General features: G+C 69.0%; 21 protein-coding genes. 13 read left to right on the top strand and 8 right to left on the bottom strand.

The window, feature by feature from the left end:
• Nucleotides 1-56: 56 nt before the first annotated feature.
• Nucleotides 57-737: a protein-L-isoaspartate O-methyltransferase family protein gene (locus EL288_RS02660; RefSeq protein WP_003815097.1), complete on the top strand. Its 681-nt coding sequence runs from the start codon at nt 57-59 to the stop codon at nt 735-737.
• A gap of 3 nt (nt 738-740) precedes the next feature.
• Nucleotides 741-2060: a TolC family outer membrane protein gene (locus tag EL288_RS02655; RefSeq protein WP_003815100.1), complete on the top strand. Its 1320-nt coding sequence runs from the start codon at nt 741-743 to the stop codon at nt 2058-2060.
• A 20-nt stretch (nt 2061-2080) separates the two neighbouring features.
• Here the strand turns inward: EL288_RS02655 and rfaE2 are convergent, their stop codons facing one another.
• From rfaE2 to ubiE, 6 genes are all read right to left on the bottom strand, one after another.
• Nucleotides 2081-2569 carry a D-glycero-beta-D-manno-heptose 1-phosphate adenylyltransferase gene (gene rfaE2, locus EL288_RS02650; RefSeq protein WP_003815102.1) on the bottom strand — a complete coding sequence of 163 codons (489 nt, stop codon included), beginning with the start codon at nt 2567-2569 and terminating at the stop codon, nt 2081-2083.
• 153 nt (nt 2570-2722) lie between these two features.
• Nucleotides 2723-3601: a ferritin family protein gene (locus EL288_RS02645; RefSeq protein ID WP_003815103.1), complete on the bottom strand. Its 879-nt coding sequence runs from the start codon at nt 3599-3601 to the stop codon at nt 2723-2725.
• Nucleotides 3602-3775: 174 nt separating this feature from the next.
• The gene (gene ubiB / locus EL288_RS02640) at nt 3776-5338 is read right to left on the bottom strand and encodes a ubiquinone biosynthesis regulatory protein kinase UbiB (RefSeq protein ID WP_003815105.1); all 1563 of its coding nucleotides are present in this window, start codon (nt 5336-5338) and stop codon (nt 3776-3778) included.
• Nucleotides 5335-5970, bottom strand: a complete 636-nt coding sequence (locus EL288_RS02635) for a ubiquinone biosynthesis accessory factor UbiJ (protein WP_003815107.1) — start codon at nt 5968-5970, stop codon at nt 5335-5337. The genes ubiB and EL288_RS02635 overlap by 4 nt, the downstream gene beginning before the upstream one ends.
• A 228-nt stretch (nt 5971-6198) precedes the next feature.
• Entirely contained in the window at nt 6199-7203 is a 1005-nt protein-coding gene (locus tag EL288_RS02630; protein WP_015040585.1) for a Tim44 domain-containing protein, read from the bottom strand.
• A 165-nt stretch (nt 7204-7368) separates the two neighbouring features.
• On the bottom strand, nt 7369-8145 hold the full coding sequence (gene ubiE, locus EL288_RS02625) for a bifunctional demethylmenaquinone methyltransferase/2-methoxy-6-polyprenyl-1,4-benzoquinol methylase UbiE (RefSeq protein ID WP_003815111.1): 777 nt from the start codon (nt 8143-8145) through the stop codon (nt 7369-7371).
• Between the two features lie 166 nt (nt 8146-8311).
• On the opposite strand from ubiE, the gene phoB reads away from it, so the two are divergent.
• The 6 genes from phoB (at nt 8312) to serA (ending at nt 14326) form a co-directional block, all read left to right on the top strand.
• Entirely contained in the window at nt 8312-9010 is a 699-nt protein-coding gene (phoB, locus tag EL288_RS02620) for a phosphate regulon transcriptional regulator PhoB (RefSeq protein WP_003815113.1), read from the top strand.
• Nucleotides 9011-9021: 11 nt separating this feature from the next.
• On the top strand, nt 9022-10332 hold the full coding sequence (gene phoR / locus EL288_RS02615; protein WP_003815115.1) for a phosphate regulon sensor histidine kinase PhoR: 1311 nt from the start codon (nt 9022-9024) through the stop codon (nt 10330-10332).
• A gap of 55 nt (nt 10333-10387) precedes the next feature.
• On the top strand, nt 10388-11065 hold the full coding sequence (locus tag EL288_RS02610; protein WP_003815117.1) for a heavy metal response regulator transcription factor: 678 nt from the start codon (nt 10388-10390) through the stop codon (nt 11063-11065).
• Nucleotides 11062-12459 carry a heavy metal sensor histidine kinase gene (locus EL288_RS02605; protein WP_003815118.1) on the top strand — a complete coding sequence of 466 codons (1398 nt, stop codon included), beginning with the start codon at nt 11062-11064 and terminating at the stop codon, nt 12457-12459. The genes EL288_RS02610 and EL288_RS02605 overlap by 4 nt, the downstream gene beginning before the upstream one ends.
• Before the next feature lie 105 nt (nt 12460-12564).
• A complete protein-coding gene (locus tag EL288_RS02600) occupies nt 12565-13026 on the top strand; it encodes a DUF411 domain-containing protein (RefSeq protein WP_003815120.1) in 462 nt (153 codons plus the stop codon).
• 100 nt (nt 13027-13126) lie between these two features.
• On the top strand, nt 13127-14326 hold the full coding sequence (gene serA / locus EL288_RS02595; RefSeq protein WP_033446413.1) for a phosphoglycerate dehydrogenase: 1200 nt from the start codon (nt 13127-13129) through the stop codon (nt 14324-14326).
• 73 nt (nt 14327-14399) lie between these two features.
• On the opposite strand, the gene EL288_RS02590 is transcribed toward serA, so the two are convergent.
• The gene (locus EL288_RS02590) at nt 14400-15275 is read right to left on the bottom strand and encodes a LysR family transcriptional regulator (RefSeq protein WP_003815123.1); all 876 of its coding nucleotides are present in this window, start codon (nt 15273-15275) and stop codon (nt 14400-14402) included.
• 101 nt (nt 15276-15376) lie between these two features.
• On the opposite strand from EL288_RS02590, the gene EL288_RS02585 reads away from it, so the two are divergent.
• Genes EL288_RS02585 through EL288_RS02570 form a run of 4 tightly spaced genes read left to right on the top strand, consistent with a single transcriptional unit; the run spans nt 15377 to nt 18326 of the window.
• A complete protein-coding gene (locus EL288_RS02585) occupies nt 15377-15808 on the top strand; it encodes a VOC family protein (RefSeq protein ID WP_003815126.1) in 432 nt (143 codons plus the stop codon).
• An 18-nt stretch (nt 15809-15826) separates the two neighbouring features.
• Nucleotides 15827-16561: a 5-oxoprolinase subunit PxpB gene (gene pxpB / locus EL288_RS02580; protein ID WP_003815128.1), complete on the top strand. Its 735-nt coding sequence runs from the start codon at nt 15827-15829 to the stop codon at nt 16559-16561.
• Nucleotides 16558-17571 carry a 5-oxoprolinase subunit C family protein gene (locus EL288_RS02575; RefSeq protein WP_003815130.1) on the top strand — a complete coding sequence of 338 codons (1014 nt, stop codon included), beginning with the start codon at nt 16558-16560 and terminating at the stop codon, nt 17569-17571. Before pxpB ends, EL288_RS02575 begins: the two co-directional genes overlap by 4 nt.
• The gene (locus EL288_RS02570) at nt 17568-18326 is read left to right on the top strand and encodes a LamB/YcsF family protein (protein WP_003815133.1); all 759 of its coding nucleotides are present in this window, start codon (nt 17568-17570) and stop codon (nt 18324-18326) included. Before EL288_RS02575 ends, EL288_RS02570 begins: the two co-directional genes overlap by 4 nt.
• Before the next feature lie 10 nt (nt 18327-18336).
• Here the strand turns inward: EL288_RS02570 and EL288_RS02565 are convergent, their stop codons facing one another.
• Nucleotides 18337-19119, bottom strand: a complete 783-nt coding sequence (locus EL288_RS02565; protein ID WP_003815135.1) for an IclR family transcriptional regulator — start codon at nt 19117-19119, stop codon at nt 18337-18339.
• 118 nt (nt 19120-19237) lie between these two features.
• On the opposite strand from EL288_RS02565, the gene EL288_RS02560 reads away from it, so the two are divergent.
• Complete coding sequence (locus EL288_RS02560) at nt 19238-20209, top strand: tripartite tricarboxylate transporter substrate binding protein (RefSeq protein WP_049788735.1); 972 nt, start codon at nt 19238-19240, stop codon at nt 20207-20209.
• The last annotated feature ends 6 nt before the right edge of the window (nt 20210-20215 follow it).

Here is a 20215-nt window from a genome sequence, read left to right as displayed (position 1 = left end):
CCCGAATCGGTACAATGGCCTGTTGACTCCTCTATATTGGTTTCCGATTTTCCGTCATGAATGCTTCGACCCTGCCCGACGTAGAACAAGCCCGATTCAACATGGTGGAACAGCAAATCCGCCCCTGGGACGTGCTGGACCCCAAGGTGCTGGACGCCCTGTTCGCCGTGCGCCGGGAATTGTTCGTGCCGCCGGCGCTACGCGCCCTGGCCTTCTCCGACCTCGAAATCCCGCTTGAAATCAACGCGGTCAACACGCGCCAGAACATGCTGGCCCCCAAGATCGAGGCGCGCCTGGCCCAGGAACTGCTGCTGCAGCCGACCGACTGTGTGCTGGAGATCGGCACCGGCTCGGGCTACCAGGCCGCCCTGCTGGCACACCTGGCGCAACAGGTGACCACGGTCGAAATCGACAGCCGCCTGGCCACCTTCGCCCAGCAGAACCTGCAGGTGAACAATGTGGCCGACGTCAAGGTCGAAACGGGCGACGGCCGCAATGGCTGGGGCTCGACCGAATACGACGCGATCCTGGTCACCGGTTCGGTGCCGGTGGTGCCCGACGCCCTGAAGTACCAGTTGCGCGTGGGCGGCCGGCTGGTCGTCATCGTCGGACAGGCGCCCATCATGACCGCCTACCGCATCACGCGCACCACGGCCGCCAGCTTCGAGACCGTCTCGCTGTTCGAGACCGTCATCAAGCCGCTACGCGGCACCACCGTATCCCAGTTCAAATTCTGAACCATGCGTATCGGGCGGGTTGCGGCGTTGCTTACCTTGGCCTGCGCCGCGAACGCCAGCGCGCAGGACCTGATGCAGGCCTGGCGGGCCGGCCTGTCCAACGATCCGCAATTCGCCGCGGCGCGCGCCGCCTACCGGGCGGGCCAGGAAAAACTGCCGCAGGCCCGCGCCGGGCTGCTGCCGGCCCTGTCGGGCGAAGCCGGCGGCCTGTATAACGAAAGCCGCACCACCCACGGCCTGGGCGTCTCGCACAGCGGCGGACGCGGCACCTGGGATCTGGTCCTGACCCAGCCGCTGTTCGATTGGTCGCGCTGGCAGCGCTTCGAGCAATCCAAGCTGGTCGTGGCCGACGTCGAAGTGCAGTTGCAGCAGGCCTTCCAGGACCTGATGTTGCGCGTGGCCAATGCCTATTTCGGCATCCTCACCGCCCAGGACGCGCTGGCGGCCACCGAGGCCGAGAAAGCCGCCGTCGCCGAACAGCTGGCCGCCGCCAAGCGCACGTTCGAACTGGGCAACGCGACCATCACCGACACCTACGAAGCCCAGGCGCGCTACGACCTGGTCGTGGCCGAGGAGCTGCGGCAACAGAACGACCTGCAGACCCAGCGCGACGCGTTGTCGCGCATCATGGGCGAGGCGCCCGGCGCGCTGGCCGAACTGCCGCCCGGCATACCGCTGCCGGCGCCGCAGCCAGCGCGCCTGAATGACTGGTCCACCCAGGCCGAGGCCTCGGGGCTGGACGTGCTGCGCGCGCAGTTGCAAACCCGCATCGCCAGCCACGAGATCCAGATCGCCCGCAGCGGCCACATGCCTACCCTCAACCTGCGCGCCAGCAGCGGCAGCGCGACCGACGGCGTATTGCAGGGCACCGGGCCGGGCCGCCCGATCGAGAACACCGTCGGCGTGACATTGTCCATCCCGCTGTATGCCGGCGGCGGCATCTCCTCCCAGGTAACAGAAAAAGTCCAACTGGAACAAAAGGCCCGCCACGACTTCGAGGACGCGCGGCGCCAGGCCGTGCAATCGGCGCGCCTGTACTACAACGGTGTCCTGACCGGATTGGCGCGCGTACGCGCGCTGGAGGCGGGCGAGAAATCCAGCCGGGCCGCCGTCCAGGCCAACCAGACCGGCTACGAGCTGGGGGTGCGCATCAACCTGGACGTGCTCAACGCACAGCAGCAGCTGTACGCCACCCAGCGCGACCTGGCTCAGGCGCGCTACGGCGCCCTGCTCGACAGCCTGCGCCTGAAAGCGGTAAGCGGCATCCTCTCCGAGGCCGACCTGGACGCGGTCAATCGCCTGCTGCGGCTGCCGCGCAACTGAACCGGCGCGCCCGCAGGCGCTCAGCCCTGGCGGATCTTGCCCAGCAGCGCGGTGGTGGAGCGCTCGAAATCGAACGGAATCGCCACCGCGCGGCCGCCCCAGCTCTTGACCAGGGCCGTCTCCGGCAGGGTGTCCATATCGTAGTCGCCGCCCTTGACGATCAGGTCGGGACGCAGCTCGCCGATGAGTTCCTGCGGCGTGTCCTCGTGAAAAGAAGTCACTGCGTCGACGCAGCCCAGGGCCGCCAGCAGCGCGGCGCGGTCTTGCACCTGATTGAGCGGCCTGTCGCTGCCCTTGCCCAGGCGCCGCACGGACTCATCCGTATTGACCGCCACCACCAGGGTCGCGCCCAGCTGGGCGGCCTGGTCCAGATAAGTGACGTGGCCACGGTGCAGGATATCGAACACGCCATTGGTGAACACCAGCGGACGCGGCAGACGGCCAGCGGCCACCGCGGCAACCAGCTCGGCGCGCGACAGGATCTTGGATTCGAAACGGGCAGAAGACATAAGCCGATTTTACGGGAGCCTGTCCCCGGATGGGGACTGGCTCGCGCAAACTTCCACGGGAGCCTGCCCCGGATGGGGACTGGCTCGCGCTCAGGTGCCTGTCCCCGCCGGGACAGGCACCCCGCCATGCGCCATCCTGGCAGGACGCCGCCCCTAGGCCCCGGCCAGCACCAAGCCTTCCTGGGGCGCCAGCACGCGGCCGGTCTGCTCCTTGCGGTAGCGGTTCAGGTCCTTGACGCTGTCGAACTGGCGATCGAGCAGCTTGGACAGGATGTGCAGGATGCGGGTGGCGACCTTGCCCTCCCAGGTGCCGTCGAAACGGATCTGGGTGTCGAGCCAGTGCTCCAGCCAACCCGGCTCGGGCAGGCGCGACTGCACCGTGTCGTTGGGGAACAGGGCCTTGTTGACGTGCAGGTTGGTCGGATGCATGGCCTGCGCGGTGCGGCTGGCCGAAGCCATCAGCACGCCGATCTTGGCGAACGACTGGCGGGCTTGCAGGCTGGTCTGGTCGCCGCGATCGTGCAGCGCGCGGCGCATGTACTGCAGGTAGGCGCCGGCATGGCGCGCCTCGTCCTTGGCGACCGTGCGGTAGATCGCCTTGATCACCGGCTCGGTGTGCCAGTCGGCGGCGCAGCGGTACCAGTGGTTCAGCCGGATCTCGCCGCAGAAATGCAGCATCAGCGTCTCCAGCTCCGGGGCCGGGTCGAACTCGAAACGGACCTTGTGCAGCTCCTCTTCGGTCGGCATCAGTTCCGGCCGGAAGCGGCGCAGGTATTCGATCAGGACCAGCGAATGCTTCTGCTCTTCGAAAAACCAGACCGACATGAACGCGCAGAAATCGCTGTCGCCGCGGTTGTCGCGCAGGAACATCTCGGTGGCCGGCAGGGCCGCCCACTCGGTGATCGCGTTCATCTTGATGGTGTGGGCTTGCTCGTCCGACAGCTTGCTGCCGTCGAAGTCGTCCCATGGGATATCGGACGCCATATTCCAGCGCACCGCTTCCATGGTTTTGAAGAGTTCAGGGTAAAGCATAGTCGGCCCTTGTTCAGAATTCCCGCTTGGGGCTCATAGGATGGTGAAAATCGGTTCGGGTCGGCCGCGTCGAACACGGACCGGGCGAGTTCTAGTAGTTATCGCCGGTTACCGCGAAGCTGTAATGACAGTTCGGTGACGAAACCATGACAGGAGGACTCAAATCATGATTCGCTACCGGTTCAAGGCCCACAGGGCCACGGCCACCGCCACGGCCAGCACCGCGGTCAGGGCGGCCGTCAGCCGATTGCCCTGCTCCTGGGCGCGGCGCAGGCGGTTCATCTCGGCCAGCAGGTGCGGCGTCAGGTTGGGACGGCTGAAATGCTCGTGCACCAGGCGCGGCAACGATGGCAACATCTGCGACCATTGGCCGGCCTCCTTGGCCAGGCTCTGGCGCAGCCCCGTCAGGCCGATGCGCTGCCGCATCCAGTGCTCGAGATAGGGCTTGGCGGTTTTCCAGAGATCCAGGTTGGGATCGAGCTGGCGCCCCAGGCCTTCGACGTTGAGCAGGGTTTTCTGCAGCAGCACCAGCTGCGGCTGGATCTCGACATTGAAGCGGCGCGAGGTCTGGAACAGCCGCAGCAGCACCTGGCCCAGCGAGATCTCGGCCAGCGGACGGTCGAAATAGGGTTCGCACACCGCGCGCACCGCGCCTTCGAGCTCTTCCTCGCGGGTTTCGGGCGGCACCCAGCCCGACTCGATATGCAGCTGGGCCACGCGGCGATAGTCGCGGTGGAAAAAGGCCAGGAAATTCTGCGCCAGGTAATTCTTGTCGAACTCGGACAACGAGCCGACGATGCCGAAGTCCAGCGCGATATAGCGGCCCAGCGTCTGCGGCGCATCGGACACGTAGATATTGCCCGGGTGCATGTCGGCGTGGAAAAAGCCGTCGGTGAAGACCTGGGTGAAGAAGATTTCCACCCCGCTGCGCGCCAGCGTCGGGATATCGATACCGGCGGCGCGCAGGCGGTCGACCTGGCCGACCGGGATACCGTACATGCGCTGCATGGTGAACACCGTGCTGGCGGTGTACTCCCATACCACCTCGGGAACGATCAGCATCTCGCCGCGGCCCGACTCCGGACCGAAATTGCGCCGCAACTGGCTGCAATTGGACGCCTCGCGCACCAGGTCGAGTTCGTCGTGCAGGTATTTGTCGAACTCGGCCACTACCTCGCGCGGCTTCAGCCGCCGGCCGTCGGCGCCCAGGCGCTCGATCACGCCGGCCACCACGCGCAGCAGCGCCAGGTCCTTTTCGATGACGTTGAGCATGCCCGGACGCAGCACCTTGACCGCCACCTCGCGGCCGTCGTGCAGCACGGCGAAGTGCACCTGGGCGATCGAGGCCGAAGCCACCGGATCGACGTCGAACTGGGCGAACAGTTGCGCCGGCGGCGCGCCCAGCGCCGCCTCGATGCTGGCAGCCGCCTGCGCCGACGGAAATGGCGGCACGCGATCCTGCAGCAGCGCCAGCTCGTTGGCGATATCGGCCGGAATCAGGTCGCGACGCGTCGACAGCACCTGTCCGAACTTGACGAAGATCGGCCCGAGCGACTCCAGCGCCATGCGCAGCCGCACGCCGCGCGGCGCGCGCGGCCGGGTACCCAGCCGCATGACCCGCAGCAGGCACGTGGCCAGCGGGTGGTTCAGGCTCGACAGCACCAGCTCGTCGAGTCCATACCGCAGGGAAACCAGCAGGATGCGCAGCAGCCGCAGGAACGTCAGCATGGCATTCATGCGCCCCGCCTTGCGTCCAGGCGGGCCAGGCGCGCTTCCAGCGCCGCCGCCGAGCGCGCCAGCGCGTCGCTGTCGGCGCCGAACCGGGCCAGGTCCAGGCGCCATTGCTCCCATTGCGGCCGGCCCACCAGCACCGCGCTTTCCTCGGCCAGGTATTCGGAAACGTTGCGGGCCAGCCGGCCGCCGGCCTCGCGGGCGCCGCCGGCCAGCGCACGCACGCCGCCCAGCAGGCGCGCCGCCGGAATGTCGCCGACCACACGGGCCAGCTCGTCCTCGGCGTCCCAGCGCAGGTCGCGCGCCAGGTCGGCCACCACCTGCGCCAGCGCCGCGTCGCCCGAGATATGCGTCAGGTCGGCGAAATCGGCGCGGCCGTCGCCGGGCAGCAGGCGCGCCAGGCTGAAGGATTCGGCCGCCGACAGCGTGACGTTCGGCACCACCGCCGAATCGGCCTCCTGCACCCGCCCCTCGCTATCGATGGTCAGCGACAGCGCGAGCCCGCCCAGCGCGAACCGCACGGTCTTGCCGGCGTGGCGCGCCAGCCGGTCGCGCGCCCAGGATTCGCGCTCGAGCAGCGCGTTCAGCGCGCGCGCGGCGATCCTCGGCAAGGTGGGCAGGGCAGCAAAAGGCAGCATGGAATCGACAGGCGCGGACCACCCGCGGGGTGTCCGCAGCAACAAAGACAAAAGCGCAGTGTAACGGGTTCAAAAGCACCGTGTGCCGGCTGGCCATTGATGCCGCGCAAGACCGGCCCATAAGCGAACCGGCCCTGGCGGGCCGGTTCACGGTGCAGCCCGGCCGTCGGGCCGGGACCGCGGGGCCGGTTCACGCGGGAACGGGCCCTGGCCATCCCGCCGTGGCGGTCAGCTGGCGTGTTCGACCGGAATCTGCTGGATGCCTGCCAGCAGCCAGCCGCCGTCGGCCGGCTTGAACAGATTCCAGACTTCCTCGAAGCGGAACGCCTCGGTGCCCGGGGCTTCGCGCAGCATGCCGGAGAAGCGCACACTGGCGAGGTGGCCATCGGAAACCGTCTCGATGCCGAGCAGCTCGGCGTTGAGCAGCACCACTTCGGTCTTGTTGGCGGCGGCGCCGCGCGCTTCCAGTTGCGGCTTGAGTTCGCTGATCAGGTCGTCGGTCAGGAAGTCGCGCAGGCTTTCGACCTCGCCGCTGTCCCAGATGCCCTGGATGCGCACGAACTGGTCCTTGGCTTGCTGCAGGAAACGCGGCGTGTCGAAATCACCCGGGATGAACCAGTTGCCGTCGTCGCCGGCCTTGGGCAGCGCGGCTGCCGCTGCGGCGGGCGCCGCGGCGGGCTGCTGGGCAGGCGCCGGGTTCAGGCTTTCGCGCCACATGGGCTGCTGCGACGGCTGGCCGGGACGGTTGCCGCCCGCCGCGCCGTACGCGCCCTGCATGGCCTGGCGCGGCGCGCCGCCGCGCAGCCGGCGCACGATGAAGATGACGGCGAACACCACCAGGGCGATCAGCAGCATGCTGGCCATGAACTCGGCAAACGCGCCGGACAGGCCCAGGTGCGACAGCAGCGCGGCCAGGCCCAGGCCGGCGGCGATGCCGGCGATGGGGCCGAGCCAGCGCGACATGCCGCTCTTGGCGGCGGTGCCGGCGGCGGCCGTGCCTGCGGCGGCGGTAGCCGGACGCGCGGCGCTGGTGGCGCCGGCGGTGGTGCCCGCCCCGGCGGCCGGCGGCGTCACGGCCTGGCGCTGCTGGGTGATATTGGTGGATTGGCGGCCAAAGCTGGAGCCACCGCCCATGCGGCGGGCCTCCGCGTCAAACGACGCGCCCACCATCGCCGTGCCGGCGACGGCGACCAGCGCCATGGCGCAAAATCGGGAAAAACGGGATCGGGACATGCTTTTGTGCTCCTCGCGTACGCGCCGCCGCTCCCCCGCGGGAGCGGCTGGAAAGGCCCCGGTTGGGGCCAGCGCGGCAAACCTTACAGAAAACTGAACAATCTAAGCATAACGGACAAGCCGGCACGCCACAAGTTCCCCGTGGCGCCGCGCAGGACGTGCGTTTCAGCCCAGCCGCACGCCTTCGTGCAGGGCCGCCACGCCGGCGGTCAGATTGAAGTACTGGACGCGGTCCAGGCCGGCGTCGCGCAGCATGCCGGCCAGGGTTTCCTGGTCGGGGTGCATGCGGATCGATTCGGCCAGGTAACGGTAGCTGGCCTCGTCGTTGGCGACCTTCTTGCCCATCCAGGGCAGCACATTGAAGGAATACCAGTCGTAGGCCGGCGCCAGCGGCTTGGCCACGCGGGAGAATTCCAGCACCAGCAGCTTGCCGCCCGGCTTGAGCACGCGGGTCATTTCGGCCAGGGCGCGGTCCTTGTGGGTCATGTTGCGCAGGCCGAAGGCCACGCTGACGCGGTCGAAATACTGCGACGGGAACGGCAGGCGCTCGGCGTCGCAGACCGCGGTGGGCACCAGCAGGCCGCTGTCGGTCAGGCGATCGCGGCCGACGCGCAGCATGGATTCGTTGATATCGGTCAGCCACACTTCGCCGCTGGGGCCGGCGCGCTTGGCGAAGGCGCGCGCCAGGTCGCCCGTGCCGCCGGCAATGTCCAGCACCTTCATGCCCGGCCGGACCGCGGCGCGCCCGATCGTGAAAGCCTTCCAGACGCGGTGCAGGCCGGCCGACATGAGATCGTTCATGACGTCGTAGCGCGAGGCGACCGAATGGAAGACCTCGGCGACCTTGCGGGCCTTGTCGGCTTCGGGCACGGACTGGAAGCCGAAATGCGTGGATTGCTCGCCCTGCGGCGCCGATTCGGGCTGGGAATGAGGAGTTTGCATGGTGAAGTCCCGGTATATGGTCCAATGGTAGCCGATCGGCGGCGGCCCGCCGCCGCCGTGGACGGCCTGGCCCGGATATGGCTACGGTCACATACGTGAAATATTGCGGCCATACTATCGCAATGTTCGCGCCGCGCCGGCGCATGCTGCGTATCCATTGCCTACCATGTCCAGCACCATTCTTGTCGTTGAAGACGAACCCGCCATCCAGGAACTGATCGCCGTGAACCTTTCGTTCGCGGGCCACAAGGTCCTGCGCGCGTTCGATGCCGAACAGGCCCAGACCCTGATCCGCGCCGAGCTGCCCGACCTCATCCTGCTCGACTGGATGCTGCCGGGGGCCTCCGGCCTGTCGCTGGCCCGCAAGCTGCGCGACGAAGAGCGCACCCGCGCCGTCCCGGTCATCATGCTGACGGCCAAGGGCGCCGAACAGGACAAGGTCGACGGCCTGGAGGCGGGCGCCGACGACTACATCACCAAGCCCTTCTCGCCCAAGGAGCTGATGGCGCGCATCAAGGCCGTGCTGCGCCGCCGCGCCCCGCAGCTGACCGACGACATCATCGACGTCGCCGGGCTGAAGCTGGACCCGGTCACCCACCGCCTGTCGGGCCACAGCCAGTCGCTGTCCATCGGGCCCACCGAGTTCCGCCTGCTGCACTTCTTCATGACCCACCCGGAGCGGGTGTTTTCCCGCTCGCAGCTGCTCGACCAGGTGTGGGGCGACCACGTCTTCGTGGAAGAGCGTACGGTGGACGTACATATCCGCCGCCTGCGCAAGGCGCTGGAACCCAGCGGCCACGACGCGCACGTCGAGACGGTGCGCGGCAGCGGCTACCGGTTTACAGCACAGGTGCCGGCGCGCTAAAAAACCGCACGATGATCTGGCTGCGCACCCTTTTCATGATCGCCTTCTGGGCGGTCATGGCCCTGCTTGCCCAATGGCTGATCGGCAACCCGGCCGGCTGGCTGCTGTTCGGCGCGGCCATGGCGGCCATGCTGCTGTGGCGCAGCTGGCGCCTGCACCTGGTGTCGCGCTGGGCCCATGACCCCGAATCGGCGCCGCCGGCGGCCGTCGGCCCCTGGGACGACATCCTGGCGCCGCTGTATCGCTACACGCGGGCGCGCGCGCGCGAACTGGCCGAAACGCGCGAAACCATGCAAAGCATGCTGGCCGCCGCCCAGGCGCTGCCCGACGGCGTGGTCACGCTCAACGAAGATTTCCAGATCGACTGGGCCAACCGCATGGCGCGGCGCCACCTGGGCCTGCGCCTGCCGGCCGACCGCGGCCACAACCTGCTGAACCTGCTGCGCGCCCCCGAGTTCGTCGCCTATGCGCATCGCGGGCACTGGCCCGAACCCATCCTGGTGCGCCTGAGCCTGAACGGCCAGGAGCGGGTCATGATGATCCATCTGGCCGGCTACGCCAGCAACCAGCGCCTGCTGATTTCCCGCGATGTCACCCAGATCGAGCGCCTGGAAACCACCCGGCGCGATTTCGTCGCCAACGTCTCGCACGAGCTGCGCACGCCGCTGACAGTGCTGGCCGGCTTCCTGGAGACGCTGCGCGAGCTGCCGGCCGAGGCGCTGCCCGCCGAACAGCGCGACCAGTACATGGCCATGATGCACGAGCAGGCGCGGCGTATGCAGGCCATCGTCGAAGACCTGCTGACCCTGTCCACGCTCGAATCCTCGCCCGAGGCCGACCCGCTGGCCGTCGATGTCGGCGCGCTGCTGCGCACCGCCCGCCAGCAGGTCGAGGCGCTGTCGAACGGCCGGCATGTGTTCGAGTGGCAGATCGAGGAGGGGCTGGATGTGCTGGGCAGCGGCACCGAGCTGGCTTCGGCCCTGTCCAACCTGCTGACCAACGCGGTGCGCTACACCCCCGACGGCGGGCGCATCACCGTGCGCTGGCGGCGCGGCGCCGACGGCGAGGCGCTCTACAGCGTGCAGGACACCGGCATCGGCATTCCGGCGCGCCACCTGCCGCGCCTGACCGAACGCTTCTACCGGGTCGACCGGGGCCGCTCGCGCGCGGCCGGCGGCACCGGCCTGGGCCTGGCCATCACCAAGCACATCGCCATGCGCCACGACGCCGACCTGCTGATCGACAGCGAGCCCGGCAAGGGCAGCACCTTCACGCTGCGCTTTCCCGCCGAGCGCGTGACCGGCGAAGATCCGGACCGCTGAGGCGGCGGGCGATCCAGCGCATAATGCAGGATCCCGACATTCTGCATCCGCCCCCATGCGCATCCTCGTTATCGAAGACGAGCCCAAGCTGGCCGACTATCTGCACAAGGGCCTGTCCGAGCAAAGCCATATCGTCGACGTCGCGCGCGACGGCGTCAACGGCCGCCACCTGGCGCTCGAGGGCGACTACGAACTGGTCATCCTCGACGTGATGCTGCCCGACATCGACGGCTTCGCCGTCCTGGCGGCGCTGCGCGCGGCCGCGCGCAACACGCCGGTGCTGATGCTGACGGCGCGCGACCGGGTCGAGGACCGCGTGCGCGGGCTGGAAGGCGGCGCCGACGACTACCTGGTCAAGCCGTTCGCGTTCTCCGAGCTTCTGGCGCGCGTGCATGCGCTGCAGCGGCGCGGGCGCAGCCAGGAATCCACCCTGCTGCGCCTGGCCGACCTGGAGCTGGACCTGGCCAGCCGCAAGGCGCAGCGCGGCGGACGCCGCCTGGACCTGACGGCCAAGGAGTTCTCGCTGCTGGCGCTGCTGCTGCGCCGCCAGGGCCAGATCCTGTCGCGCACCACGCTGGCCGAGCAGGTCTGGGACATGAACTTCGACAGCGACACCAACGTCATCGACGTCGCCATCCGCCGGTTGCGCGGCAAGCTGGACGACCCCTACGACGCCAAGCTGCTGCATACCGTGCGCGGCATGGGCTACGTGCTGGAATCGCGCCCGTCATGAGGCTGCGCACGCCGTCGATGCAACGGCGGCTGACGCTGTGGCTGGGCGTCATCGCCCTGCTGGCGTCCAGCCTGGCCGGAGCGCTGCTGTTCTGGACGCTGAAACAGGAAGTGCAGCGCCAGGAAATCACCGAGGCGCGCGGCAAGGCCGAACTCATCGAGCACCTGGTGGGCATGCAGTCCCATACGCCGCAGGCGCTCAGCGACATGCTCGACGGCATCCAGGCCGGCCATGGCCACCTGGGCATCTGGATCACCAGCCCGGACGGCACGCTGCGCTATGGCAACGCCACGCCCGAGGTGCTCAGCGTCACGGACGGCGGCGAAGTGCTGCTGCGCAACGCCGATGACACCCGCATGCGCGGCGTGCGGCTGACGCTGCCGGGCCCGCCCGAGGCCGGCGCCACGCTGACCGTGGCGGTCAATACGCTGGCCAACGCACGCTTTCTCTATGCCTATGGCACCGCGTTGCTGCTGATCTGCGCGCTGTGGATCGGCGCCACCGTGGTGCTGGCCGCCTGGGCCGTGCGCCGCACGCTGGCGCCGGTGCGGCGGCTCTCCGGCCAGGCGGCCAGCATCCAGCCCGAGCACCTGGACGTGCGCCTGCCGGTGGTGGGCATCGACCGGGAACTGAGCGACCTGGTGGCCTCGTTCAACCGCACCCTGGACCGCCTGCAGGAGGCGTACCAGCAGATGGAGGGCTTCAACGCCGACGTCGCGCACGAGCTGCGCACGCCCCTGGCCACCCTGATCAACGGCGCCCAGGTCACGCTGTCGTCGCCGCGCTCGGCCGAAGAGCTGCGCGAAGCGCTGGCCTCCAACCTCGAGGAGCTCGAAGACCTCAAGACGCTGGTCAACGACATGCTGTTCCTGGCGCGCGCCGACCGCGGCGAGCAGGCCGCCGACCTGGCGCCCGCGCGGCTCGAACAGGAAGCCCTGCGCGTGGCGGAGTATTTCGAAGCCACGCTGGAGGCGCAGGCGCTGCACGTGGCGGTGCAAGGCAGCGCCACGTGCGCCGCCAACCCTGGGCTGGTGCGCCGCGCCCTGGCCAACCTGCTGGCCAACGCGATACGCGCCACGCCGCGCGGCGCCACCATTACCGTGCGCTGCGCCGCCCTGCCCGACGGCGCGGCGCGCCTGACGGTGCACAACCCGGGCCCGCCCATCCCGGCCGCGGACCTGCCGCGCATCTTCGATCGCTTCTTCCGCAGCGGCGGCGCCCGGCCGCCGCGCGGCGAAGGCCACGGCCTGGGCCTGGCCATCGTGCGCGCCATCGCGCGCATGCACAACGGCGGCGTGACGGCGGCCAGCGGCCCGGCAGGCACCGAGATCGGCTTTTCCCTCGGAGCGCGGCCCGCGCAAGATGACAAACGCGTAATCCGGGCGACAGACTGAGGTCAGTCCCGCCCTGCTATCGTCGGCCGGACTTTCGCGCCCCCGCACGCGTGCTACGCTTGGCCGGCGCGCTGTCCCCCTTGAACCTCCGCTATACAGGCTTTCATGTCGCACGTATCCACGCTTCGCCGCGCCCTGCTGGGGGCCTTGCTCCTGGCGCCGGCCGCGGCCCTGGCCAACACGCCGATCCCCATCGACGTCTGGCGTACGCCCACCTGCGGCTGCTGCGAAGACTGGCTGCAGCACTTGCGCAGCAACGGCTTCGAAGTCCGCGCCCACATGGTCGAGGACACCGCGCCGGTGCGCAGCCAGGCCGGCATGCCGGCCCGGTACGGCTCGTGCCACACCGCGCGCGTGCAGGGCTATACCGTCGAAGGCCATGTGCCGGCGGCCGACATCCGTCGCCTGCTGCGCGACAAGCCGCGCGCCGTGGGACTGACCGCGCCCGGCATGCCCATCGGCTCGCCCGGCATGGACGGCCCGGCCTACGGCGGGCGGCGCGACGCCTACGATGTGCTGCTGGTGCAGCCCGACGGCTCGGCCCGGGTGTTCCAGGCGTACCGCTGACGCGCATTTCGCCACAACGGCGCTATGGGCACTGCCCGGGCGCCGCCCGATCTGGTCCACAATGGGGGGGTTTCAACCCTTGTTGTACAGGCAACCCAACATGGCCCAGATTGTTCTGTTCGAGAATATCCACCCCAGCGCCCGCGCCGTCTTCAGCGCGGCCGGCTATACCGACATCGTCGCCCACGCGGCGGCGCTGCCTTCGGGTGAGCTGCGCGAGGCCCTGCGCGGGGCCGAGGTGGTGGGTATCCGCTCGCGGACCCATCTGGACGCCGACCTGCTGGCGGCCAACCCCGACCTGCGCGTGGTGGGGTGCTTTTGCATCGGCACCAACCAGGTCGACCTGGACGCCGCCATGATGCGCGGGGTACCGGTCTTCAACGCACCGTTCTCCAATACCCGCTCGGTGGCCGAACTGGTGCTGGGCGAAGCCATCCTGCTGCTGCGCCGGATCCCCGAGAAGAACGCCCGCGTCCACCTGGGGCATTGGGACAAGAGCGCCGCCGGCGCCTACGAGGCCCGCGGCAAGACGCTGGGGATCGTCGGCTACGGCAACATCGGCTCGCAGATCAGCACCCTGGCCGAGGCCATCGGCATGCGCGTGGTGTTCTTCGACGTGGAGGCCAAGCTGCCGCTGGGCAACGCGCGCGCCGCCGGCTCGCTGGCCGAGCTGCTGGAGCAGGCCGATGTCGTCACCCTGCACGTGCCCGGCGGCAAGTCCACCCAGAACATCGTCAACGCCGACACCCTGGCGCGCATGAAGCGCGGCGCGATTCTCATCAACGCCTCGCGCGGCACGGTGGTGGACATCCAGGCGCTGCACGACGCCCTGGCCAGCGGCCACCTGGCCGGCGCGGCGCTGGACGTGTTTCCGACCGAGCCCAAGAGCGCCGACGAACCGCTGGCCAGCCCGCTGATCGGCATGCCCAACGTCCTGCTCACGCCGCACATCGGCGGCAGCACCCAGGAATCCCAGGAAAACATCGGCCGCGAAGTGGCCGAGAAACTGGTGCGCTTCCTGCAAGCAGGCACCACCAAGAGCGCCGTCAATTTCCCCGAGCTGTCGTACCAGGCGCCCGTGGGCGGCTCGCGCATCATCCACGTGCACCGCAACGCCCCCGGCGCGCTGGGCGCGCTGGACAACCTGATGGCCCAGCATGGACTGAACATCGTCAGCCAGAGCCTGCAGACCAAGGGCCAGATCGGCTACGCCGTCACCGACGTCGACGGCGAAGTCAGCGACACCGTCCTGGCCGACCTGCGCAGCCACCCGGTCACCGTGAGGTGCGAAAAGCTGTAACCCCTGGGTGCCTGTCCCCGAAGGGTAACCCCTGGGTGCCTGTCCCCGAAGGGGGACTGGCACCAATCCCCCCTCACGCTTCCCCGAAACTCACCGCCGCCCGCAGGCATTGCGCCAGCCGTTGCGCCAGCGGCGACTGCCCCAGCGGCTGGCGCACGATGAGGCCGATCTCGCGGGCGAAGCGGACCTGGTCGTCCAATTCGAGCAGGCGCAGGCCGCGCGCATCCAGGTGCCGCGTATGCGGCAGCAGGGCCACGCCCAGGCCGTGGCGCACCAGATTGGCGATGGCGTCGATTTCGTCGAGCTCGATGGCTTCGCGCACATCCAGCCGGTGCCGCTTCAGGAACATGTCCACCAGCCGGCCGCCGAACGAGGCGCGGTCGTAGCGGATGAAGGGCTGGCCGGCCAACAGCTCGCGCCAGGGTGCCTCCGGCGCCGCCTCGGGCACGGCCAGCACCATGGGCTCGCGCAGCAGGGGCTGCCATTCCAGCTCCGGCGGCAGCGCGAACGGCGGGCGGATCAGCACCGCCAGGTCGACTTCGCCGGCATCGACATGGCCCAGCAGCGTGAGCGACACGCCTGGCACGATGCGCACGCGCACATCCGGGTGCTCGGCGCGCAGGGCCGCCAGGGCCCGCACCAGCAGATCCTGCTGCACCGACGCAATCGCGCCCACGCGCAACAGGCCGCTGACCCGGCCGGCGCCGGCCATGCCCACCACGCGGTCGGCCATGGCGACCAGCGCCTCGGCCTGCGGCAGCAGGCTGCGGCCATGATGGTTCAAGGCGGCCGACTTGCCGGTCCGCTCGAACAGCGCCACGCCCAGGTGTTCTTCCAGGCGCTTGATCTGTGCGCTGACGGCCGACTGCGTCAGGCCGAGCCGGCGCCCGGCTCCCGTGAAAGTGCCGCCGCGCGCCACGGCGATAAAGGTTTTGAATTCCCGGATCACAATCGATTTTATTGATGGTCAGCCCGAATATTTATCGTTTTTCTATCACAAAAACAACTAATACACTATGCCTTGAATCTTCAATGCCGTCAGGAGCTTGCATGTCCACCCCGTCCCCCATTCCTCCGTTCCACCTGGCCTTCCCGGTCCGCGACCTGGCCGAAGCCCGTGATTTCTACGGCGCCTTGCTGGGCTGTCCGGAAGGGCGCAGCTCGCCCGAGTGGATCGACTTCAATTTCTATGGCCACCAGATCGTGGCCCACCTGGCGCCCCAGGCATGCGGCTCGGCCGCCACCAACGCGGTGGATGCGCACAACGTGCCGGTGCGCCATTTCGGCGCGGTGCTGTCCATGGACCAGTGGGAAGCCCTGGCCGGCAAGCTGACCGACGCCGGCACCGAGTTCGTGATCGAACCCTATATCCGCTTCAAGGGCGAGGTGGGCGAGCAGGCCACCATGTTCTTCCTCGATCCGTCGGGCAACGCACTGGAGTTCAAGGCCTTCAAGAACATAGAATCCCTGTTTGCCAAGTAACTTTCTTCGCAGCAGGTATTGCCGTTGACCGTATCGCCCCCGCCTCCTTCATCGGCGCCCGCCGGCTGGCGCATCCTGCCGCAGGGCGACCGCTGCCTGATCGTGTGGTTCGGCGACCGGATCGACGCCGGCGTCGGCCGCGCCTGCCTGGCGGCGGCCGGCCTGCTGCGCGCCGCCGGCCTGGCGGGCGTGACCGACGTGGTGCCCTCGTTCGCGGCGGTGGCGGTGCACTATCGCCCCGGCCCGGACGGCGCGCCCGGCTACGCCATGCTGGCGGCGCAAGTCGAACGCCTGCTGGCTGGCGGCATCCCGGTCGACGACAGCGCCGGACGGGAAATGGAAATCCCCGTGTGCTACGGCGGCGAGCATGGCCCCGACCTCGAAGAAGCCGCGCGCGCCGCGGGCCTGACGCCCGAGGCGCTGGTCGCGCTGCATGGCGCGCCCGGCAGCATGGTCTACATGCTGGGCTTCGCGCCCGGCCATTCCTATATCGGCGTGCACGACGCGCGCCTGGACCTGCCGCGCCGCGCCACGCCGCGCACGGCGGTGCCAGCCGGCTCGGTCGCCATCGCCAACCGGCAGACCGTCATCTATCCCGCGCGCCTGCCCGGCGGCTGGAACATCATCGGCGCCACGCCGCTGAACCTGTTCGACCCGGGGCGCGAACCCGCCGCGCTGCTGCAACCCGGCGACCGCATCCGCTTCGTGCCGATCGACGCCGCCGAGTTCGATCGCCTGCGGGAGGCGCAATGAGCCTGGCCGTCATCAAACCCGGCATGCTGTCCACCTTCCAGGACGGCGGCCGCCACGGCTACCAGCACCAGGGCATTCCGGTGGCCGGCGCCATGGACCCCCGCGCGCACCGGCTGGCCAACCTGCTGGCCGGCAACGCCGCCGACACCGCCACGCTGGAGATCACCGTGGCCGGCCCCACGCTGCGCTTCGAGGCGCCGGCCTGCGTGGCGCTGGGCGGCGCCGACCTGGGCGCCACGCTCGGCGGCCTGCCCGCGCCCGTGCTGCGCCCGCTGGTGGCGCGCGCCGGCGACGTGCTGTCCTTCGCCCGGCCCGGCCAGGGCGCGCGCGCCTATCTGGCGGTGCACGGCGGCTACGACCTGCCCATGGTCATGGGCAGCCAGAGCACCTACCTGCGCAGCGCCTTCGGCGGCTACCACGGACGCGCCCTGGCCAAGGGCGACCAGGTCGGCCTGCGCCGGCCCCTGGCCGACGACGCGGCGCGCCTGGACGCGCTGGCGCAGCAGCTGTGGCAACTGCGCTTCTATCTTGCGGCCACCCTGAGCAGCCCGCCGCGCGACGTGCTGCGCATACTGCCCGGGCCCCACTGGGAGGCTTTCGACGCCGCCTCGCGCCAGGCCTTGCTGGACCAGGCCTTCCGTATCGGTGCGCAATCCGACCGCATGGGCTATCGTCTGGAAGGGCCGCGGCTGCGGCTGTCCGAACGGCGCGAGATGCTGTCGGAGGCCACCTGCTTCGGCACCGTGCAGGTGCCGGCCGACGGCGCGCCCATCGTGCTGATGGCCGACCGCCAGACCACCGGCGGCTATCCCAAGCTGGCGCAGGTCGCCACGGTGGACCTGCCTTCGTTGGCGCAAGCCATGCCGGGGCAGGCGCTGCGCTTTGCCCTCATCGAGCTTGAGCAGGCGCAACGGCTGGACGCGGCCCGCGAAGCCGCCTTCGCCCAATTGACCGGCCAGCTCGACGCCTTGCGCGGCCTGCTGCGCAACTTCCAGGAGCCCACGCCATGAATCCCGCCATCGACCTGAATTGCGACATGGGCGAAAGCTACGGCGCCTGGCGCATGGGCAACGACGAAGCCGTGCTGCAGTTCGTCACGTCGGCCAATATCGCCTGTGGCTTTCACGGCGGCGACCCATCCACCATGCGCCAGACCGTCGCCGCGGCGCTGGCCCATGGGGTGGCGCTGGGCGCTCACCCCAGCCTGCCGGACCTGGCCGGCTTCGGGCGCCGCGCCATGCAGATCACCCCGCAGGAAGCCTACGACCTGGTGGTCTACCAGGTCGGCGCGCTGGCCGGCGTGGCTGCCTCGCAAGGCGCGCGCCTGCATCACGTCAAGGCGCACGGCGCGCTCTACAACATGGCGGCCAAGGATGCGGCGCTGGCGCGCGCGATCTGCCAGGCGGTGCGCGACGTCGACAGCGACCTGGTGCTGTACGGGCTGGCCGGCAGCGCCTTGATCGACGCCGCCCGCGCCATCGGCCTGCGCGCGGCGCAGGAAGTCTTCGCCGACCGGACCTACCAGGCCGACGGCCAATTGACGCCGCGCAGCCAGCCCGACGCCATGATCACCGACCTGGACCAGGCCATCGCCCAGGTGCTGGGCATGGTGCGCGACGGCAGCGTGCGCACGCCCGACGGGCAGACCGTGGCCTTGCAGGCCGATACGCTGTGCATCCACGGCGACCAGCCCGATGCGCTGGTATTCGCCCGCGGCATCCGCCTGGCGCTCGAACGCAACGGCATCGCCATCCAGGCGGCGTAGGGCCGCGCCGTCACGCGTACGGCAGGACCGAGGTCATCTCCAGCAGGGCGGGTCCCACCTCGTTTTCCAATTGGCCGGGCTTGACGAACTGCGAGCCGAGCACGCAGTTGAATACATAGAGCTCGCCGCCGGACGACGGCCGGTACGGCACGCCGACCGTCGCGACGTCCGGCCGGTATTCGCCGTGCGAATAGCAGAACCCGTGCCGCCCCCAGAACTGGATCATGTCCAGCGCCGATTCGCCCCAGCGCTCCCAGTGCTCGGGGGTCTTCACACGGATCTGGTTGAACAGCGTATTGCGCTCGTCCGCGCTGCACGCGGCGAGATAGGCGCGGCCATTGGACGTGGCGATGATGGGGTGCGACATGCCGATGTCGGAGTAGCGCTGCGCGCGCAGCGAGCGCGACCGGCTGGTCTCCACGTACACCATGCTCAGGCGTTCCCGCATGCACAGCGACACCGAGCAGCCCAGCCGTTCGGCCAGTTCGCGCATCGGCGAGCGCACGACCTGCCGCAGCGCGATGTTGGCCAGCAGCGGATAGGACAGCGTGAGCACGGCATTGCCCAGCTGGAACTTGCCGGAAACCGGGTCGACCTTGAGATAGCCCAGTTCGATCAGCGTGTAGGTGTAGCGCGACACCGTCGGCTTGGACAGCCCCGACAACTCGGACAACTGGCGGTTGCTCAGGACCGCCGCCTCCGGCGTGAAGCATCTGAGCAACTGCAGGCCATGGGCCAGCGTGCTGGCGAACTGCCTGTCCCGCGCTGGGCGGCTTGCTTTCGGTGCGCTCATTCTTGTCTCCAGTGCCGCCCTGGGTGTTTTGCATGTCAAAACAGTGTGCAGCATAGCAAGGTTTGTCTCCCATTCTAAACAGGCCGGATTAGCATTCGGGCCTTCGAGGAGACAAACCATGAAACCATTCAGCTTGCTGCGCCGTATCGCCACGATTGCACTGCTCATGGCGGCCTCGTCGGCGCACGCCGATACCTTCCCCAGCCGGCCGATCCGGCTGATCGTGCCATTCGGCCCGGGCGGCATCACGGACCTCATCGCGCGCCAGGCCGCGCTGGGCATGGCGGAGAAACTGGGGCAGCCGGTCATCATCGAGAACAAGCCCAGCGCCGGCCACATCGTGGCCATGCAGACAGTGGCCCAGGCCACGCCCGACGGCTACACGATCCTGCTGGGTTCGAACACCGGCTTTACGGTCGCCCCGCACATGTACAAGAACCTGCCCTTCCGGATCGACACGCTGCAGCCGATCGCGCCGATCAACACGGCGCCCACGGTGCTGCTGGCCAGGCCCGACTTCCCCGCCAACAACCTGACCGAGCTGATCCAGTACATCAAGGACAACCCCGGCAAGCTGAACTATGGCTCGTTCGGCATCGGCACCAGCGCGCATCTGGGCATGGAGATCATGAAGAGCGACCTGGGCCTGAACATCATGCACATCCCCTACCGCGGCGATGCGCAGGGCCTGCTGGCCCTGAAGGCCAAGGAAGTGGACATCGCCTATATCACGCTGTTCTCGGCCCAGGCGCGCATCCGGGCCGGCGAATTCAAGGCGCTGGGCGTGCTGCAGAACGACCGCCTCACCGCCTTTCCCGACATCCAGACCACCGTCGAAGTCGGCTCGAAGAACTCGGGCATGCCGGTCTGGATCGCCTTCTTCGCCCCGCCCGGCACGCCCGACGCCGTCATGCGCAAACTGGAAAGCGCCACGCGCTCGGCCAGCTCCGCGCCCGCGTTCGTGGAATTCCTGCACAACAACGGCGTGGAGCCCTGGAATCCGTCGAACCAGGACCTGATGCGCTTCATCCAGGATCAGCTGAACCGCTCCGGGCCCATCATCCAGGAAATCGGCCTGCAGCCCCAATAGGGCGAC

Origin of the sequence: Bordetella bronchiseptica, from assembly GCF_900636925.1 — a bacterium.
Taxonomy (GTDB): Bacteria; Pseudomonadota; Gammaproteobacteria; order Burkholderiales; family Burkholderiaceae_B; genus Bordetella; species Bordetella pertussis.
This window is presented reverse-complemented; position numbering and strand designations above follow the sequence as displayed.

Excerpts from the sequence above, each read along its gene's own strand:
- EL288_RS02660 (WP_003815097.1), top strand. The coding sequence starts at position 57 with ATGAATGCTTCGACCCTGCCCGACGTAGAACAAGCCCGATTCAACATG.
- EL288_RS02655 (WP_003815100.1), top strand. The coding sequence starts at position 741 with ATGCGTATCGGGCGGGTTGCGGCGTTGCTTACCTTGGCCTGCGCCGCG.
- rfaE2 (WP_003815102.1), bottom strand. The coding sequence starts at position 2,569 with ATGTCTTCTGCCCGTTTCGAATCCAAGATCCTGTCGCGCGCCGAGCTG.
- EL288_RS02645 (WP_003815103.1), bottom strand. The coding sequence starts at position 3,601 with ATGCTTTACCCTGAACTCTTCAAAACCATGGAAGCGGTGCGCTGGAAT.
- ubiB (WP_003815105.1), bottom strand. The coding sequence starts at position 5,338 with ATGAATGCCATGCTGACGTTCCTGCGGCTGCTGCGCATCCTGCTGGTT.
- EL288_RS02635 (WP_003815107.1), bottom strand. The coding sequence starts at position 5,970 with ATGCTGCCTTTTGCTGCCCTGCCCACCTTGCCGAGGATCGCCGCGCGC.
- EL288_RS02630 (WP_015040585.1), bottom strand. The coding sequence starts at position 7,203 with ATGTCCCGATCCCGTTTTTCCCGATTTTGCGCCATGGCGCTGGTCGCC.
- ubiE (WP_003815111.1), bottom strand. The coding sequence starts at position 8,145 with ATGCAAACTCCTCATTCCCAGCCCGAATCGGCGCCGCAGGGCGAGCAA.
- phoB (WP_003815113.1), top strand. The coding sequence starts at position 8,312 with ATGTCCAGCACCATTCTTGTCGTTGAAGACGAACCCGCCATCCAGGAA.
- phoR (WP_003815115.1), top strand. The coding sequence starts at position 9,022 with ATGATCTGGCTGCGCACCCTTTTCATGATCGCCTTCTGGGCGGTCATG.
- EL288_RS02610 (WP_003815117.1), top strand. The coding sequence starts at position 10,388 with ATGCGCATCCTCGTTATCGAAGACGAGCCCAAGCTGGCCGACTATCTG.
- EL288_RS02605 (WP_003815118.1), top strand. The coding sequence starts at position 11,062 with ATGAGGCTGCGCACGCCGTCGATGCAACGGCGGCTGACGCTGTGGCTG.
- EL288_RS02600 (WP_003815120.1), top strand. The coding sequence starts at position 12,565 with ATGTCGCACGTATCCACGCTTCGCCGCGCCCTGCTGGGGGCCTTGCTC.
- serA (WP_033446413.1), top strand. The coding sequence starts at position 13,127 with ATGGCCCAGATTGTTCTGTTCGAGAATATCCACCCCAGCGCCCGCGCC.
- EL288_RS02585 (WP_003815126.1), top strand. The coding sequence starts at position 15,377 with ATGTCCACCCCGTCCCCCATTCCTCCGTTCCACCTGGCCTTCCCGGTC.
- EL288_RS02575 (WP_003815130.1), top strand. The coding sequence starts at position 16,558 with ATGAGCCTGGCCGTCATCAAACCCGGCATGCTGTCCACCTTCCAGGAC.
- EL288_RS02570 (WP_003815133.1), top strand. The coding sequence starts at position 17,568 with ATGAATCCCGCCATCGACCTGAATTGCGACATGGGCGAAAGCTACGGC.
- EL288_RS02565 (WP_003815135.1), bottom strand. The coding sequence starts at position 19,119 with ATGAGCGCACCGAAAGCAAGCCGCCCAGCGCGGGACAGGCAGTTCGCC.
- EL288_RS02560 (WP_049788735.1), top strand. The coding sequence starts at position 19,238 with ATGAAACCATTCAGCTTGCTGCGCCGTATCGCCACGATTGCACTGCTC.